Below are 17248 nucleotides of genomic sequence, written 5' to 3' on the forward strand. Positions count from 1 at the left end.
TTGCGCCTCACTTGCTTGCAGGCCCATCTTTTGTAGGTCTTTGCGCGGCCAGCCTCTGTACGCCTGACGCAATGACTGTTCCCGCCGCGCAGGAAAGCATGTTCAACGACACCAATCCGCTGGACCGCCATTGCTTGCTGGACTCGGGCAACATCGCCGAGATCAAGGATCAGGTCAGCCAGCACCTATGGTCGCACCGCATGTGCGTGCCCCCGGGAAAACCCCTGCAGTCGCGGCTGTATGGCGTGTTCTTCGGCAACGCCGCGCTGTTCGATCTGCATTACGGCGCCGAGGTCGAGATCGACGCCGGCGACATCGCCAGCTACTACCTGATCCGCATCACGCTGCAAGGGTCCGGACTGATCACGCTGGGCAAGCGCAGCGCCTCCATGAACGCGGGCAGCCTGACCATCTCCTCGCCGTCCGAACGCAGCGTGATCCGCATCGGCCGCGACTGCCGCAACCTGATCCTGCGCATCGAACGCGAGGCGCTGGAGCGCCAGCTGCAACGGCTGCTCGAGCGCCCCCTCAAACAGGCGCTGGTGTTCGACCTGCAAATTGAAGCCGACGCGCCCGGGCCGGTGGCGGTGCGTGAAACGCTGGACTATCTATGCCGGCTGTACCGCCATCCCGCCATCGAAGGCGTCACGCAGACCCTGGCCGCCGGTTTCTCGGACTACCTGCTGACGCTGCTGCTGACCCAGCTGCCGCATAACTATTCCACAACCTTGCAGGCGGATCGCCGCCAGCCGCTGCCCCTGCACGTGCGCCGGGCGCGCGACTACATAGAAAGCCATCCGGACGAACCTCTTTCGCTATCGGACCTGGCGGCGCACTGCGGCGTATCCGTGCGCACGCTGCAAAACGGCTTCGCGCAGTTCCTGAAGCAAAGCCCCAGCGACTACGTGCGCAACCAACGGCTGGTCTTGGTGCATGCCGCGCTGGAGCAAGCCAGCGAAGGCGACAGCGTCACCGACATCCTGCTGCGGCACGGCATCGCCAGCTTCGGGCATTTCGCCACGCATTACCGCAAGCGCTACGGCTGCCTGCCATCGGATACCCTGCGCCGCAATAGGCACTAGGCGCCGCCCGGCGGCGCTGGATTCGCTTGCCGGATCGGAACGCCGCTTGCGCGTTCGGCGCAGCCCCGCCCGCAAGCCGCCGCTAGGATCGAGACTCCATCAGACGGAGCTTGTCCATGAGAATCAGCGTCATAGGCGGCGGCCACGGCTGCTACGCGGCAGCGGCCGACCTGTTTGAAAAAGGCCATCAGGTGCGCTGGTGGCGCCGGGACTGGGCTGCATTCCAGGGATTGCGGGACGCAGGCGCGCTGACCGTCACCGACTATCGCGGCAGCCGCCAGATCCCGCTGGGCGATGGCCCCCAACAATTGCAGCTGGTGCGCGACCTGGCCGCGGCCGTGGGCGATGCGGAACTGCTGGTCATTCCCCTGCCGTCGACCACGCACGAAGCCCTGGCGCAGGAAATGGCTCCCCTGCTGCGCGACGGCCAGGTCGTGTTCCTGCCGCCTGGCACCTTCGGCAGCTACGTCTTCGCCCGCGCCATGAAAGACGCCGGCAATCCGGCGGATACCGCCTTTGCCGAGACCGGCACCCTGCCCTACCTGGCGCGCAAGCACGGCGAAAAGGTCGTGATCAGCGGCTACGCCACCCGCCTGCCCACCGGCGTCTTTCCGCGCCGCCTGTCCGAGCACGCGCTGGCCGTGGTCCAGCGCGCCTACGCCAGCATCGAACCGATAGAGGACGGGCTCTCCGGCGCGCTGATGAATGCCGGTCCCGTCATCCACCCGCCGCTCATCATGATGAACGCGGGTCCGCTGGAACACTTCGACAAATGGGACATCCACAATGAAGGCACGCAGCCTGCAATACGGCGCGTGACCGACGCGCTGGACGCGGAACGCATCGCCATCCGCGTGGCCTTGGGCTATGCCGCGCCGCACTTTCCGCTGGCCGACCACTACGCTGCCACAGGCGACGAATGGATGTACGGCCGTGGCGCCCACGGCAGGCTCACCGACAGCGGCGACTGGCGCGAGGACATAGACCTGCACACCCACCGCTACATGCTCGAGGACACGCGGCTCGGTCTGTCGTTCCTGGTGTCCGCCGGCCGCTGGGCGGGCGTGCCCACGCCGGTGGCCCAAGGCCTGCTGAGCCTGGCCAGCGCGGTGACCGGCCGCGACCTCTACGCCGAAGGGCGCACGCTGGAGCGCCTGGGCCTGGACCGCCTGTCGCGCGACGAGATGCGCAAGCTGTTGACCGAAGGCTGCTAAGACGAGGATGCATGCCATGAACGAGAAACTGTGCGTGGCCGGCGCCGGCCGCATGGGCGTGGGCATCACGCTGTCATACATACACGCGGGGCTGGACGTCACGCTGATAGACATCAAGCCGCGCACGCCCGCGGAGCAATCCGCATACTTTTCCCGAGTGCGGGATGAGCTGCGCCGCGAACTGGGCATCCTGGCGCAGCTGGGCTTGCTGGATGCGTCGCAAGCGGACATCGCGCTGGCGCGCGTCCGCCTGCGCACGCGCCAGGACTCGGCAGAAGACTTGCGGCAAGCGCGCGTGGTGTTCGAAGCCGTACCCGAACGCCTGGACGCCAAGCGCGATGCTTTTCTCTGGCTGGGCGCTGCCTGCGCGCCGGACAGCGTCATCGCTTCCACCACGTCCACTTTTCTCGTCACCGAACTGGCGGAACTGGTGGAAAGTCCGCAGCGCTTCCTGAACGCACACTGGCTCAATCCCGCGTACCTGATACCGCTGGTGGAAGTCAGCCGCGGCCCCCAAACCAGCGAGGCCGCGACGCAGGGCCTGCTGCAAGTGCTGCGCCTGGCAGGCAAGAAGCCGGTGCAATGCGCGCCCGCCGCCGGCTACATCGTGCCCCGCATCCAGGCCCTGGCCATGAATGAAGCCGCCCGCATGGTGGAGGAAGGGGTGGCCAGCGCCGAAGACATCGACACCGCCGTGCGCCTGGGCTTCGGCCTGCGCTTTTCGGTGCTGGGCCTGCTGGAATTCATCGATTGGGGCGGCGGCGATATCCTCTACTACGCCTCGCGCTACCTGTCCGATGCCATCGATCCGCGCTTCGCCTCGCCCGCCGTCATCGCCCGCAACATGGAGCAAGGGCGCAACGGACTACGCGACGGCCAGGGCTTCTATGACTATGCCGGCATGGACGTGAACGCCTACAAGATGGAGCGGCTGGCGCAGCTGTGCAAGCGGCTGGAGGTGATGGATATGCTGCCCCGCTTCGACGCGGCGCGGCAGCCACCCGTGCGCTAGTCCATAGGCCGGCGCGCCTACTTATCCAGTTCGCCCAGGATCTTGTAGGCCAGCCGCACCCGGGCCTCGTTCGGATAGTTCCGGTTGGCCAGTATCACGATGCCCAGCTGCTTCGACGGCACAAACGCCACGTAGCCGCCGAAGCCGTTGGTCGAACCCGTCTTGTTGATCCACACGGCATCCTGCGGCGGCAGCGGCGGGTTCAGCGCGGTCACGGCCTGGCTCTGGCTGTTGTAGTTGCCGGCATTGGCCGTCAATAACGCGTCCAGCGCCACGGGATAGCGCAACTGCTCCCAGACCAGATCCTGGGTCATGTCGCCCAGCTGGTAATAGCCGACGTGCGTCTGCGCGATCGCGTTGCGGAGTTCGGCATCGGCCACATTCAGGCCCAAGTTCGCGTCGACGAAGCGGATCAGGTCGCGCGCGCTGGTCTTCACGCCGTAGGCTTCGTCCGCCAGCACGCCAGGATTCACCCGCACAGGAGCGTCCTGCTTGTTGTAGCCCTGCGCGTAGTCCGCCAGCCTCGCGCGCGGCACGTCGATATAGGTGCTGGTCAGGCCCAGCTTGGGAAACAGGTCCCGCTCCATGGCCGTCTTGAACGGCCGGTTCAGGCTCTTGGCGGCGATCACGCCCAGCATGCCGATGCTGGGATTGGCGTAGGTGCGATACGTGCCGGCGGCATGCTCGGGCTTCCAGGCCTTGAGATAGGCCATCAACTGCGCCTGGTCCCGCACCGTGCCGGGCACCTGCAGGGGAAAACCGCCCGTGGTGTGCGTCCCCAGGTTGATCAGGCTGAGCTTGGCGAAGTTGCTGCCGGCCAGCTCGGGCAGGTATTTGGCCGGGCTGTCGCTCAAGGCGAGACGGCCGCGCGCCTGCGCGTAGCCGGCCAAGGTCGCCGTGTAGGTCTTGCTGATGGACCCGACTTCGTAAAGCGTATCGCTGCCGGCCGGCTTGCCCGTTTCCTTGGACGCCACGCCGTAGTTGTAGAAGCGCTGCGTCCCGTTCTGGGTAATAGCGATCGACAGGCCGGCGATGCCGTGTTCACGCATGACGGCCTGCGCCGCTTCGTCGACCTTGCGGTCCACCTTGGCCTGGCCGGCATGCGCCACGGCGCAGCCGCCGGCCACAAGCGCAAACAATCCCGTGCGCAACATTCCGTTCAAGCGCATTCTCGTCATCCCATGTGGTGTTGAATTTCCGCCGCACCTTAGGCTGGCGGCGCGCATGCATCGTAACGCGACGGGACGATTCATTGGTATTAACCCTTGGTCTCATTCCTGTGGATTTTGGCTATCCTCGCCTCGTCGATCCAAAACCCCGCAGAAGAGACCTGCCCCCCGCGGCAGGCGCCGACGGAGCAACCGCCCCGGAAACTCTCAGGCAAACAGGACTGCGCGGTCTAGACAATCTGGAGAGAGGCGCCAAGCGCGCCCACCGAAGGGGAACCCGCCGCCTGCGCCGCGGGTGAAGCTCTCAGGTACAGAGACAGATGGGGTGCTGCGGCCGGATGGCCGCGGCCACCCAATCTGGAGCCATCATGCCCCGCATCGCCATCATTGGCGCCGGTATCACCGGCGTCACGTCCGCCTATGCCCTGAGCAAACTGGGATACGACGTCACCGTCTACGACCGCCAGCGCTACCCCGCCATGGAAACTTCCTACGCCAACGGCGGCCAGTTGTCGGCCAGCAACGCCGAGGTCTGGAACAGTACCGCGACCATCATCAAGGGCCTGCGCTGGCTCGGACGCCACAACGCCCCGCTGCTGCTCAATCCCCGCTTCAGCTGGCACAAGTATTCCTGGCTGGCGCAGTTCATCGGGCAGATCCGCAACTACCGCAAGAACACCATCGAGACCACCCGCCTCGCCATCGCCGCGCGCCAGCATCTGTACGCCATGGCTGAAGAGGAAGGGATAGATTTCGACCTGGAGCGCCGCGGCATCCTGCACATCTACCACGACGCCGCCAGCTTCGAGACCGCGCGCCACGCCAATGCCCTGCTGCAGGAAGGCGGGCTGGAGCGCTACGCGGTGTCGCCCCAGGAAGCGCGCGACATCGAACCCAAGTTGCAAACCTCCTGCTACGGCGGCTTCTACACGCCCTCGGATGCCACCGGCGACATCCACAAGTTCACAAGCGGCCTGGCCCGCGCCTGCGAGCGCCGCGGCGTGCGCTTCGCGCAGGATGCCGACATCCGCAATATCAGCCTGGACGGCGCGCCCTACGTGCTCGACGTCGCGCGCGAAGGCGGCGCGCGGCGCGAACAGCATGAAGCCGACGCCATCGTCGTCTGCGCCGGCGCCGTCAGCCGTCAGTTCGCCAGGCAGCTGGGCGACAGGCTCAACATCTATCCGGTCAAGGGCTACTCCATCAGCGTGCACCTGGACGACGCCGCCAGCCAGGCCGCCGCGCCGCAGGTCAGCCTGCTGGACGAAGCCGCCAAGATCGTCACCAGCCGCCTCGGCGACCGCTTCCGCGTGGCCGGTACGGCGGAGTTCAACGGCTTCAACATGGACATCCGCGCCGAACGCGTGCAGCCGCTGGTGGACTGGACCCGCAAGCACTTCCCCGGCATCCGCACCTCGCGCGTGGTGCCCTGGTGCGGATTGCGCCCGATGACGCCCAGCATGATGCCCCGCGTCGGCCCCGGCAAGCGGCCGGGCGTGTTCTACAACACGGGGCATGGGCATCTGGGCTGGACGCTGTCGGCGGCAACGGCGCAGATGCTGGCGGCGAGCGTGAGGATGCGACTGGGCGAGGCTTGATCTGATGGAGGGGGACTGAATTCAGACTATAATCGGTCTTACTGACATATCCACTCGGAGATCAGTCCCCCATGAAATACTCGACTCAAGTCAAACCGATTTCCTATCTCAAAAGCCATGCGGCGGAAATCGTCACAACTCTCTCGCAAACTCGCGAGCCCATGCTCATCACGCAGAACGGCGAGGCCAAGCTGGTTGTCATGGATGTTGAAAGCTATGAAGAACAGGAACAGGCCATGGCCTTGCTCCAGTTGCTCGCGCATGGCCGCAAGGAGATAGAGGAAGGCCGGATCACGCCTGCCGCAGATGTCTTTGCCCAGATCGAAGCGATGGACAAGGATGATGAAGAATGAGCCACAAGGTTGTCTTTCTTCAAACCGCAGTAGACGACCTTCATGAAATCCGGCGGTACATCCGCAAGCACTTCACGCAAACGACGTGGCTGAACGCCTATTCCAAAATCAAGAAGGCGATCCTGAAACTTGAGCAATTCCCGAATGCGGGACATGCGCTGCCGGAGCTTCCGGTCACGCATTTTATGGAAATCGTCGCCGTGAAGAATCGCGTGATCTACGAAGTCATTGGAGACCGGGTCTATATCCACATCATTTGTGATGCCCGCCAGGACTTCAAGACGAAATTGAGCAGACGGCCTGTGCGAATGCTCAGGCCGTAAAGGCAAAGCGCTTGGCTGGCGCGGCGCAGCACCTGCTGACCGGCGTACCGTGAACCCGACGCCGGCCGGCAACCCGCCTCAGGCGGCGCTGGCGGCGGTCGCCCGCTTTTGCCGCAGCAGGGACAGGGCCGTATCCTCGATCATGTCTTCCTGCCCGCCTATCATGCCGCGGCGCCCCATCTCGACCAGGATCTCGCGCGCCGGAACGCCGTACTTCTGTTCCGCCCGCTTGGCAAAGAGCAGGAACGAGCCATACACGCCGGCATAGCCCAGTGTCAATGCGTCGCGGTCGATGCGGATCGGGAAATCCATGATGGGGACCACCAGGTCTTCCGCCACGTCCTGGATCTTGAACACGTCGACGCCCGTCTGCGCACCCATCAGGTCCAGCACCGACACCAGCACTTCCAGAGGCGTGTTGCCCGCTCCCGCGCCCAGTCCGGCCGCGGCCGCATCGATGCGCCCCGCGCCGGCCTCGATGGCGGCGATGCTGTTGGCCACGCCCATGGCCAGGTTATGGTGGCCGTGGAACCCCAGTTCCGTCTCCGGCCGCAGCGCGCCGCGCACGGCTTCCAGGCGGGACTTGACCGTATGGGGCAACAGATGCCCGGCCGAATCCGTGATGTAGATGCAATTGGCGCCGTAGCCCTCCATCAGCTTGGCCTGCCGCACCAGCCCTTCCGGACTGTTCATGTGGCTCATCATCAGGAAGCCCACCGTGTCCATGCCCAGCTTGCGCGCCTCGGCGATATGCTGCTCGGCCGTGTCCGCCTCGGTGCAGTGCGTGGCCACCCGCAGGGTGTGCACGCCCAGCGCATGCGCGCGCCGCAGGTCCTCGACCGTGCCGATGCCCGGCAACAGCAAGGCGGACACCTTGGCCTGTTTCATGACCGGAACCACGGCCGACAGGTACTCCTCGTCCGAGTGCAAAGGGAAGCCATAGTTGACCGATGCGCCCCCAAGGCCATCGCCGTGGGTGACTTCCAGCAGCGGCACGCCTGCATCGTCCAGGCCGCGCGCAATCGAGACCATCTGTTCCAGCGTGATCTGGTGGCGCTTGGGATGCATGCCGTCGCGCAGCGTCATGTCGTGCAGTACGACTTTCTTGCCTTTCAATTCCATGGTCTTCATCTCCTAGTTTGCTGCCTGGGCGGCGGACGCCAGCATCTGCTCGGCGAACATTTCGGCGCTGCGCACGGCCGCCGCGGTCATGATGTCGAGATTCCCCGAATACTTGGGCAGGTAGTCGCCCAGGCCCTCGACCTCCAGGTAGACCGACACCCGGTTGCCGTCGAACACCGGTCCGTTGACCAGGCGATAGCCCGGCACGTACTTCTGCACTTCGGCGATCATGGCGTGCACGGACTCGGTGATGCGCGCCTGGTCCGGCTCGCTCTCGGTCAGGCAATGGACCGTATCGCGCATGATCATCGGCGGTTCCGCCGGATTGAGGATGATGATGGCCTTGCCCCGCTTGGCGCCGCCGATGCGTTCCACCGCGCCGGCCGTGGTGCGGGTGAACTCATCGATGTTCTTGCGCGTGCCCGGCCCCGCCGAGCGCGAGGACACCGTGGCCACGATCTCGCCATACGCCACCGGTTGCACGCGCGACACCGCATACACCATGGGAATGGTCGCCTGGCCGCCGCAGGTCACCATGTTGACATTGTTCTCCTGCCGGCCCGCCAGATCCTTGAGGTTTACCGGCGGCACGCAGTAGGGGCCGATGGCGGCCGGCGTGAGGTCGATCACCTTGACGCCCAGCGCGGTGAGCTTGTCCGAGTTTTCCTTGTGCACATAGGCGCTGGTGGCGTCGAACGCGAAGCGGATGCCAGCCTCCTCCACGTGGGGAAGCAAGCCGTCCACGCCGTCGGCGGTGACCTCGAGGCCCATGTCCCGGGCGCGCTGCAACCCGTCTGATTCCGGATCGATGCCCACCATCCAGACCGGTTCCAGCACCGCGCTGCGCTTCAGCTTGGCCAGCAGGTCGGTGCCGATATTGCCCGAGCCGATGATCGCGGCCCGCAGTTTTCCTGACATGCTTTACTCCTGGTTTGATAGAAAAAAAGAACGCGGACCCGCTAGTTGCCCATCAGGCTCAACGGCGCCAGCGAGAGCGCGGGCACATATGTGATCGCCAGCAAGGTGACGATCATGGCCGCGATGAAGGCGAGAGAGCCGGCCGCGGCTTTCTCCAACGGAATGCCGCCGATGCGAGCGCCGACGAACAGATTCACGCCCACCGGCGGCGTCACCATGCCGATCGCCAGGTTGACGATGATCACGATGCCGAAATGCACCGGATCCACGCCTACCGCCATGACCACCGGCAGCAGGATGGGCGTGAGGATGATGATGGCCGCTATCGTCTCCATGAACATGCCGACGAACAGCAGCAGCGCATTGATCAGCAGCAGGATGACGATGGGGTTGTCCGTCAGGTGCACGATGTAGTCGGCGATCAGGAACGGAATACGCTCGATCGCCAGCACGCGCCCGAAGATCGTGGCCGTGCCGACGATCACGATCACGGTGGCCGAGGTCAGCGCGGACCCGGCGATCACCTGGTACAGCCCCTTGAACGTCAGCTCCTTGTGCACGAAGGCGCCGACGACAAAGCCGTAGAGCACGCCGACCGCAGCCGCCTCCGTGGGCGTGAACACGCCGCCGTAGATGCCGCCCAGGATGATGACAGGCGCCAGCAGCGCCCACTTGGCATCCCACACCGCCGCCGCGATTTCGCGGCCGCTGTAGCGGCGGTCCACGCCGCGGTAGCCATGCTTGCGCGCGCTGACGTAGGCGACGATCATCAGACTCACGCCTATCAGCAGGCCGGGGATGATGCCGGCCAGGAACATCTTGGTGATCGACACATTGGCCGACACCGCATAGATGATCATCGGGATGCTGGGCGGAATGATGATGCCGATGCTGCCTGCGGCGGCGATCAAGCCGACGGAGTAGCCCTTGTCGTAGCCCTGCTGGGCCATGGCGGGCAGCATGATGCCACCGATGGCCGCGACCGTGGCGGGCCCCGAACCGGAAATCGCGGCGAAGAACATGCAGGTGACGATGGCGATGATGGCCAGCCCGCCGGTATAGCGCCCGAACAGCACGTTACCCACATTGAGCAGGCGCCGCGACAGTCCGCCCTGCCCCATCAGGTCGCCGGCCAGGATGAAGAACGGCACCGCCATGAGGGGAAAGGAATCGATGGAGGTGACCAGGCCCTGCGCGATGTAGCTGCTGCTGACCTTGCCGCTGTAAAGCAACGCGACCGCGGAGGCCAGGCCCAGGGAAATGGCGATGGGAACGCTGAGTATCAGGAGCGCCAGGAAACTGCCGAACAGCAATAGCGAGATCATGCCCGGCTCCCTTGGCGCAATGCGCCCAGCTCGAGAAAAATGCTCTGGATCAGCCGCAGGATGACCAGCCCGAAACCCACGGTGGGCGCCAGATAGATCACTCCCATGGGCAATCCCAGCGACGAAGAGGTCTGCCCGAACTTGAAGATCTTCAACGTCAGCGCGTAGCCTTCCTTCACCACCAGCGCGGCGAACACGATGAACAGCAGGTGCGACAGGACCACGAAGCAGGCCTTCAGGCGGCCCGGAAAGCGGGAAATCGCCGCCTCAACGCAGATATGCGCATTGCGCTTGACGGCGTAGCTCACGCCCAGGTAAGTGGCCCAGATGAAGCAATAGCGCGCCAGCTCCTCCGACCAGGCCAGCGAGCTGTCCATGACGTAGCGCATGAAGACCTGCGCGCAGATCAGCAGCGACATGGTCGACAGCAGGAGCACGATCAGCATCTCTTCCAGATGCTTGTCTAGAAATTTCCACATGGTGTCGTAGTTCCGAAGACAGCCGGCTTGCGGCGGGCAGCGGCCCGGCCGCGCCACCGCGCTTGCGGCTACCGGCTTGAACACGCGCGCCCGCCAGCGGCGCGGCGCGCGCAAGGATGAGGCGGCCTAGGCGCCGCGGGCGCTCAGCTACCCGCCTTGTTCACTTCAGCCACGATCCTGTCGACGATGGTGCCGCCCACCTTCTTCTTCACCATCTCCTGGATCGGCCCCATCTTGCCGGAGAACGCCGACAGTTCCTCGGGGGTCAAGGCGGTGAAGGTGACCGTCGTCATCGCGGCCTCGGCCTTCTCGTCGGCCTTCTGCGCCAGGTCGCGCTGGTACGCGGTGGTGTCCTTGACCGCCTGTTCGAGGATCTTCCTGTCGGCATCGCTGAAGCGGCCGTAGACGTCCGGATTGATCAGCAGGGGCCAGGGCGAATAGACATGGTTGGTCTTGGTGATGTACTTCTGCACCTCGTCGAACTTCATGTCGTAGAACAGGTTGATCGGACCCTCCTGCGCGTCGAAGGTGCCCTGCTGGAGCGCGGTGAAGAGTTCGCCGAAGGCCAGCGGCGCCGGGTTGGCGCCTTCGGCCTTCCATGCGGCGATGTGCACTTCGTTTTCCATGGTGCGCATCTTCATGCCGGCCAGGTCCGCGGGCGACTTGATGACCTTCTTGCTATTGGTCAGCTGGCGAAAGCCGTTCTCCCAGTACGCCAGGCCCTTGATCCCCACCTTGTCCAGGCTGCCGAGCAGCCCTTGCCCGATCTCGCCGTCCAGCACGCGATAGACGCTGGCCCGGTCCTTGAACAGGAAGGGGATGTCCAGCGCGAAGAATTCCTTGTTGAAATTGCCCAGGACGGCGGACGACACGAAGGTCATGTCCACATTGCCCAACTGGATGCTTTCCACCAGTTCGCGCTCGCTACCCAGCTGGGAGTTCGGGAAGATCTCCATCGTGATACGGCCATCGGTCTTGGCCGCGAGTTCCTTGGCCAGATGTTCCAGGGCCAGGTGCCCGGTGTTGCTGGTGGACGCGGCATGGCCCGCCTTGAGCACGATCTTTTCCGCGGCGGCGGCATGGCCTGCGTAGCCGGCGGCGAACACGCCCAACCCCGCCGCCATCGCCGCGGACCGGAACAGCTTTCTAGTGATACCCATCATCATTTCTTTGTCTCCAACAATGCGCTGTTCCCGTGGGAAACAGACCTTTCTTCTGCGGAAAATCAGCGGATCCAACTGCGCTGACGCGCGGCGGTTTCCTGGCCCTTGGGCGCTCGGACGGACGCCGCAGGGCCGGTTGTGTGTGCCGTCGGCGCATTCTAGATTGATGCTAAAATTTTTTCAAACCCTGAGAACATCTCTCAACATATGAGAGATTATAAAAACGGCATTAGCGTGAAAAACACGTCAAAAGGAGTGATGCACATGAAGATTGCGGCGCCTGAAGCGGCATCGGTTCCGTGGAGCCCGGAGCAAGTGCTGGCCGCGCTGCGGCGCGAACCTGGCATCGGCGAGGTGCTGACGGGCGCCGACATCGACGGCAAGCACCTGCATGACTGGAGCGACGAACAAGGCGGAACGCCGCTGGCATTGGCGCGTCCGCGCAGCACCGGCGAAGTCGCCTGCCTGCTCGCCTTGTGCCACGCCGCGAGTTGCCCGGTGGTGCCGCAAGGAGGCCTGACCGGCCTGGCGGGCGGCGCCGTGCCGGTGGAGCGCTGCGTGCTGGTTTCGTTGGAGCGCATGTCCGGCGTCGTCGAAATCGATGCGGCCTCGGCCACCATGACCGTGCTGGCCGGGACGCCGCTGCAGACCATCCAGGAGGCCGCCCAGGCAGCCGGATTCTTCTTCGCCCTGGACCTGGGCGCGCGCGGCTCGTGCCAGATCGGCGGCAACATCTCCACCAACGCCGGCGGCAACCGGGTCATACGCTATGGCATGGCGCGCGACCTGGTGCTGGGCCTGGAGGCCGTGCTGGCCGACGGCACCGTGCTTTCCATGATGAACAAGATGGTCAAGAACAACGCCGGCCCCGATCTGAAGCACTTGTTCATCGGCACCGAAGGCACGCTGGGTATCGTCACGCAGGCCGTGTTGCGCCTGCATCCCGGCGTATCGGGCGCCAACACGGCGCTGGTGGCCGCGCCCGACTTCGGGTCGGCCATCAAGCTGCTGCGGCATGCGCAGCAACGCCTGTCCGGACAGGTCAGCGCATTCGAGGTGATGTGGCAGGACTACTACCAGGCGGCCACCACCGCCGGCGGCATCGCCGCGCCGCTGCCTGCCGTCCACCCGCTATACGTGTTGCTGGACCTACAGGCGGCAGCCCCCGAGGAAGACGCGGCCCGGTTCGAAGCCGTGCTGGAGCATGCGCTTGCCGAAGGCTGGATCGCCGATGCAGCCATCGCGCAATCGCACGCCGATGCCGAGGCATTCTGGGCATTGCGCGACTCCATCTCGGAGATGCTGAAGACCTATGCGCCCACCATCAACTTCGACGTATCCGCGCCCATTTCTCGCATCGAGGAATGCGTCGGGCGCATGAGAGAGGCGCTGGCCCGGGACTTTCCCTCGGTGCAGGCGATCTATTTCGGGCATGTGGGCGACGGCAATGTGCATATCGTGGTCGGCCCCTTGCCGGCTGACGGGCATCGCACGGAAAAGCAGATCGAAGCCGCGTTCTACGGCATCGTGCGCAGCCTGGAGGGCTCGGTCTCGGCCGAACACGGCATCGGGTTGCACAAGCGCCCATGGCTGCATTACAGCCGCAGCGAGGCGGAGCTGGCGCTGGTCCGCCAGCTCAAGCAGGCCTTGGATCCGCTAGGCATCATGAACCCTGGCAAGATCCTGGCCTAGACCTGTTCCCCTTACCCGATCTTGCCGGCAGGCGCCTGAAGCGGCGCCTGCTGCTCAGCCCTGGCTGCTGCCAAGTTCCGCGCTGATCCTGCGCGCCGCTTCGCATACCACCGGCACCAGCGCGGCCATGCGCTTTTCATCCATGTATTCCAGGGTGCTGGAGACGCTGACGGCCGCGACCGTCTTGTGGCGGCCGTCGCGGATGGGCGCCGCCACGCAGCGGATGGACGGTTCGTCCTCGCCCGTGTCATAGGCGTAGCCGGCCTGCGCGTAGTTGCGCATCAGCTTCAGCCATGCGGCTTTCGATACAGGCAGGCGCAGCAGATGGCGCTGATTCTCGTAGATGGCTTCCCACTCCTGCTCGCCGGCGTCGAGCAGCAAGGCCTTGCCTACCCCGGTGGAGATCAGCGGCTTGCTGCCGCCGATGCGCGAACTGATTTCGATCGCGCGGCGGCTGGCGATCTTGTCCAGATAGATGACCAGCCCATGATCCATGGTCGCCAGGTGCACGGTATCGGATGTCTGGTCCGCGAGGCCTTGCAGGATGGGGCGCGCAATCTGCGTCAATTCCACTTCCGAATAGGCGTGGAAGCCCAGCTCCAGCAATTTCCTGCCCAGCATGTAGCCGCGCTGCGGATCGCGCTTCAGATAATTGCGCCGCGCCAGCGCCAGTACCATGCGATGCACCGTGCTGTAGGTCATGCCGGTGTGCTGCGCGATATCTCCCAGATCGCTGACGCCCGCGGCCACCGATTCGATGATGTCCAGGCCGCGCAGCAGCGTCTGGCTGGCGGCCGGTTCGGGGCGCGCGGCCTTGTCCTTTTCCTTGGTCTTGGCCGTCTTGGAGGACATCTCTGCTTGCTTCACCTGTTTCACCATACCGCCGCGTGCATTGCGTGCCGCGCATCCAGTTCGCCCAAGACTCTTGATCCGATGATGCCTGAGTCCCGCCGACGGTATTCTACGGTATTGCGTATGGCGCAAGCGCCTGCGTTTCGGCGCGGATCGGCCTGTCCCTGTTGAAATGCGCGCCCCGGCTTTCATCGCGCGCGCTGGCCGCACGCACGATCAGATCCGCAACCAGGGCCAGGTTGCGCAGCTCCAGCAACTCCAGACTCACGCCCTCACGCAACAGCCGCGCTTCCATCTCCACGCGCAGCGGTCCAATGAAGGCGGCCGCGCGCGTGAGCGACGCGTCGCTGCGCAGCACGCCCACGTCCCGGCTCATCAGCTGGCGCAGGTTCCGCCGCAGCGTCGCCAGGTCCGCGGACGCCGGACTGGTCCTTTCGTCGGCGGCCTGCAAGCGGCTTACCGCTGGCAAGAGGGCCTGCCCCAGGATGTCCTGCGCGGCAGCCCTGCCCATGACCACGCACTCCAGCAGCGAGTTGCTGGCCAGGCGGTTGGCGCCATGCAGTCCGGTGCAGGCCGCCTCGCCTACCGCATACAGGCCAGGCAGATCGCTGCGCCCCGCCATGTCCGCGACGATGCCGCCGCAGGTGTAATGCGCGGAGGGTGCCACTGGAATGGGATCTTTCGTGATGTCCAGGCCCAGCGCCAGGCAGCGCGCATGGATGGTGGGAAAGTGCTCCCGCAGAAACGCCGGCGGCTGGTGGCTGATATCGAGGTGCACGCATTCCAACCCATGGCGTTCGATCTCGCTCTGGATGGCGCGGGCGACGATGTCGCGCGGCGCCAGTTCGGCGCGCGGGTCGTGCGCCGGCATGAAGCGGGCGCCATCCGGCAGGCGCAGCACGCCGCCCTCGCCGCGCACGGCCTCGGAAATCAGGAAGCCGCCCGCCTGCGGGTGGTGCAGGCCGGTGGGATGGAACTGCGTGAATTCCATGTTGGCGACGCGGCAGCCCGCGCGCCAGGCCATGGCGATGCAGTCGCCGGTGGCCGCGGCCGGCGCGGTCGTCGTCTGGTACGCCTGCCCTGCACCGCCGCTGGCCAGCACCACGTGGCTGGCGGCGGCGTCGAAAATCCGTCCGCTGCGCAGGTCCAGCAGTCGCACGCCCACGCAGCGCGCTTCCGCGGCGCTCGCGGCGTCGTCCAGGATCAGGTCCACTGCGCAATGCGCTTCCAGCAGCGTGATGCGCGGATGCCGCCGCGCACGCTCTTCCAGCGCTGCGATGATGGCGCTGCCGGTCGCGTCCGCCGCGTGCGCGATGCGGCGCAGGCCGTGCCCCCCCTCGCGCGTCAGGTGCAGTCCATCCAGCTCCGCTGTGAACGCCACGCCCTGCTGTTGCAGCCACGCGATCGCGCCGCATGCGCGGGCAATGATGCCCTGCGTGGCGGGCAGATCGCACAGGCCGGCGCCCGCGATCAGGGTGTCGCGCACGTGCGCCTCCACGCTGTCGTCCGCCGCCAGCGGCGCGGCGATGCCGCCCTGGGCCCGGTTGCTGGCGCTGTCGCGCAATTCACCCTTGGATATCAGCGCGACCCGCCGCCGCGGAGCCAGTTCCAGCGCGGCGGCCATGCCGGCCAGCCCGCTGCCGATGATGATGACGTCGAATTCCATGAGCGGACCTCCCGTAGTCCTTATGCCGGCCCGACGCTGGCGTACAGCGGCGTGTCTTGCGCCAGGTCGCCGCTGGCCTGCACCCGGCGCTTGCGCCGTTCCGCGAAGTCCAGCATGCGGTCGATCGGCGCCTTGGCGCGCAGGCCCAGCGCCGGATCCAACCTGATTTCGTTGCGGCCGTGCTCCAGCGTCTCGGCCAGATTGGTCAAGGCATTCATGGCCATCCAGGGACATTGCGCGCAGCTCTTGCAGCTGGCGCTGTCGCCCGCCGTGGGCGCGGCCAGGAAGGTCTTGCCGGGCGCCAGCGCCCGCATCTTGTGCAGGATGCCCTGGTCGGTCGCCACGATCAGCAGGCCGGCGTCGAACTTGCGCGCGGCCTCGATCAGCTGGGTGGTCGAGCCCACCACGTCCGCCTGCGCCAGCACCGCCGCGGGCGACTCCGGATGCGCCAGCACCTTGGCCTGCGGATGTTCGGCGCGCAGCAGCTCCAGTTCGACGCCCTTGAACTCGTCGTGCACCAGGCACGACCCCTGCCACAGCAGCATGTCGGCGCCGGTCTGGCGCTGCACATAGTCGCCCAGATGCCGGTCCGGCGCCCACAGGATTTTCTCGCCGCGCGCATGCAGGTCCGCGATCACGTCCAGCGCGATGGACGAGGTGACGACCCAGTCCGCGCGCGCCTTCACTTCGGCGCTGGTGTTGGCGTAGACCACCACCGTCCGGTCCGGATGGGCATCGCACCAGGCCGCGAAATCGGCGGCGGGACAGCCCAGATCCAGCGAACACGTGGCGTCCAGGTCCGGCATCAGGATGCGCTTGTCCGGGCTCAGGATCTTGGCCGTCTCGCCCATGAAGCGCACGCCAGCCACCACCAGCGTGCGGGCCTCGTGATCGCGCCCGAAGCGCGCCATCTCCAGCGAATCGCCGACGCAGCCGCCGGTCTGGTCGGCCAGTTCCTGCAGTTCCGCATCGACGTAATAGTGGGCCACCAGGACAGCGCGCTCCCGCGCCAGCAGTTCACGTATGCGCGCCACGCAGGCTGCGCGCCCGGCGGCCGGCAAGGGTTCGGGCACGCGCGCCCAGGCCTGGCCGACGGCGCTGGGGCAGCTGGGCGTGGCAGGCAGATCGAATTCGACGTACCGGCGGTTGGGGGTATCCATGGGCTTGTCTCCTCGCGGAATTTTTATGCTCAATCTGAGCATTTAATGATCAAAAAAAGAGCACTATTTATGCTAGTGTTGAGCATAAATAGTGTCAATCTCTTTTTTCAGCGCCGCTGC

The 17248-nt window shown here is 65.6% G+C and carries 16 protein-coding genes and 2 riboswitches; of the genes, 7 read left to right on the forward strand and 9 right to left on the reverse strand.

The genetic code is table 11. The features are described from left to right. Window positions 1–71: 71 nt before the first annotated feature. The 3 genes from AC6LKD_RS03235 (at window position 72) to AC6LKD_RS03245 (ending at window position 3308) form a co-directional block, all read left to right on the forward strand. The gene (locus AC6LKD_RS03235; protein WP_498115064.1) at window positions 72–1082 is read left to right on the forward strand and encodes an AraC-like ligand-binding domain-containing protein; all 1011 of its coding nucleotides are present in this window, start codon (window positions 72–74) and stop codon (window positions 1080–1082) included. A 116-nt stretch (window positions 1083–1198) separates the two neighbouring features. Further along, window positions 1199–2296, forward strand: a complete 1098-nt coding sequence (locus AC6LKD_RS03240) for an NAD/NADP octopine/nopaline dehydrogenase family protein (RefSeq protein WP_498115065.1) — start codon at window positions 1199–1201, stop codon at window positions 2294–2296. Window positions 2297–2312: 16 nt separating this feature from the next. After that, window positions 2313–3308, forward strand: a complete 996-nt coding sequence (locus AC6LKD_RS03245; protein WP_498115066.1) for a 3-hydroxybutyryl-CoA dehydrogenase — start codon at window positions 2313–2315, stop codon at window positions 3306–3308. A 17-nt stretch (window positions 3309–3325) separates the two neighbouring features. Here AC6LKD_RS03245 and ampC read toward each other — a convergent pair whose 3' ends face one another. Beyond that, window positions 3326–4462, reverse strand: a complete 1137-nt coding sequence (ampC, locus tag AC6LKD_RS03250; protein WP_498115108.1) for a class C beta-lactamase — start codon at window positions 4460–4462, stop codon at window positions 3326–3328. 156 nt (window positions 4463–4618) lie between these two features. Further along, window positions 4619–4711, forward strand: a riboswitch (glycine riboswitch). Window position 4712: 1 nt separating this feature from the next. After that, a riboswitch (glycine riboswitch) is annotated at window positions 4713–4801 on the forward strand. Window positions 4802–4845: 44 nt separating this feature from the next. Here ampC and AC6LKD_RS03255 point away from each other — a divergent pair. The 3 genes from AC6LKD_RS03255 to AC6LKD_RS03265 all read left to right on the forward strand — a co-directional run bounded on the left by AC6LKD_RS03255 (window position 4846) and on the right by AC6LKD_RS03265 (window position 6751). Next, window positions 4846–6075: a D-amino acid dehydrogenase gene (locus AC6LKD_RS03255; protein WP_498115067.1), complete on the forward strand. Its 1230-nt coding sequence runs from the start codon at window positions 4846–4848 to the stop codon at window positions 6073–6075. 71 nt (window positions 6076–6146) lie between these two features. After that, the gene (locus tag AC6LKD_RS03260; protein ID WP_013394932.1) at window positions 6147–6428 is read left to right on the forward strand and encodes a type II toxin-antitoxin system Phd/YefM family antitoxin; all 282 of its coding nucleotides are present in this window, start codon (window positions 6147–6149) and stop codon (window positions 6426–6428) included. Continuing rightward, window positions 6425–6751, forward strand: coding sequence for a type II toxin-antitoxin system RelE/ParE family toxin (locus tag AC6LKD_RS03265; protein ID WP_013394933.1), 327 nt, complete (start codon window positions 6425–6427; stop codon window positions 6749–6751). The genes AC6LKD_RS03260 and AC6LKD_RS03265 overlap by 4 nt, the downstream gene beginning before the upstream one ends. Window positions 6752–6829: 78 nt before the next feature. Here the strand turns inward: AC6LKD_RS03265 and dmpG are convergent, their stop codons facing one another. The 5 genes from dmpG to AC6LKD_RS03290 form a co-directional block, all read right to left on the reverse strand. After that, window positions 6830–7873: a 4-hydroxy-2-oxovalerate aldolase gene (dmpG, locus tag AC6LKD_RS03270; protein WP_498115068.1), complete on the reverse strand. Its 1044-nt coding sequence runs from the start codon at window positions 7871–7873 to the stop codon at window positions 6830–6832. Between the two features lie 12 nt (window positions 7874–7885). Beyond that, window positions 7886–8791: an acetaldehyde dehydrogenase (acetylating) gene (locus tag AC6LKD_RS03275; protein WP_013394935.1), complete on the reverse strand. Its 906-nt coding sequence runs from the start codon at window positions 8789–8791 to the stop codon at window positions 7886–7888. 41 nt (window positions 8792–8832) lie between these two features. Next, window positions 8833–10116 (reverse strand): TRAP transporter large permease, encoded by a 1284-nt coding sequence (locus tag AC6LKD_RS03280; protein WP_498115069.1) that lies wholly within the window; start codon window positions 10114–10116, stop codon window positions 8833–8835. Beyond that, window positions 10113–10595, reverse strand: coding sequence for a TRAP transporter small permease (locus tag AC6LKD_RS03285; protein ID WP_013394937.1), 483 nt, complete (start codon window positions 10593–10595; stop codon window positions 10113–10115). The genes AC6LKD_RS03280 and AC6LKD_RS03285 overlap by 4 nt, the downstream gene beginning before the upstream one ends. Window positions 10596–10738: 143 nt before the next feature. Next, window positions 10739–11761: a TRAP transporter substrate-binding protein gene (locus AC6LKD_RS03290; RefSeq protein ID WP_498115070.1), complete on the reverse strand. Its 1023-nt coding sequence runs from the start codon at window positions 11759–11761 to the stop codon at window positions 10739–10741. Between the two features lie 261 nt (window positions 11762–12022). Here AC6LKD_RS03290 and AC6LKD_RS03295 point away from each other — a divergent pair, with 261 nt between their 5' ends. Beyond that, window positions 12023–13450, forward strand: coding sequence for an FAD-binding oxidoreductase (locus tag AC6LKD_RS03295; protein ID WP_498115071.1), 1428 nt, complete (start codon window positions 12023–12025; stop codon window positions 13448–13450). A gap of 54 nt (window positions 13451–13504) precedes the next feature. Here the strand turns inward: AC6LKD_RS03295 and AC6LKD_RS03300 are convergent, their stop codons facing one another. From AC6LKD_RS03300 to nadA, 3 genes are all read right to left on the reverse strand, one after another. Continuing rightward, entirely contained in the window at window positions 13505–14302 is a 798-nt protein-coding gene (locus AC6LKD_RS03300; RefSeq protein WP_498115073.1) for an IclR family transcriptional regulator, read from the reverse strand. 109 nt (window positions 14303–14411) lie between these two features. After that, on the reverse strand, window positions 14412–15968 hold the full coding sequence (nadB, locus tag AC6LKD_RS03305) for an L-aspartate oxidase (RefSeq protein WP_498115074.1): 1557 nt from the start codon (window positions 15966–15968) through the stop codon (window positions 14412–14414). Window positions 15969–15988: 20 nt separating this feature from the next. Further along, window positions 15989–17128 carry a quinolinate synthase NadA gene (gene nadA / locus AC6LKD_RS03310; protein ID WP_498115075.1) on the reverse strand — a complete coding sequence of 380 codons (1140 nt, stop codon included), beginning with the start codon at window positions 17126–17128 and terminating at the stop codon, window positions 15989–15991. Window positions 17129–17248: the final 120 nt, after the last annotated feature.

Source organism: Achromobacter sp. D7-1 (assembly GCF_059760445.1).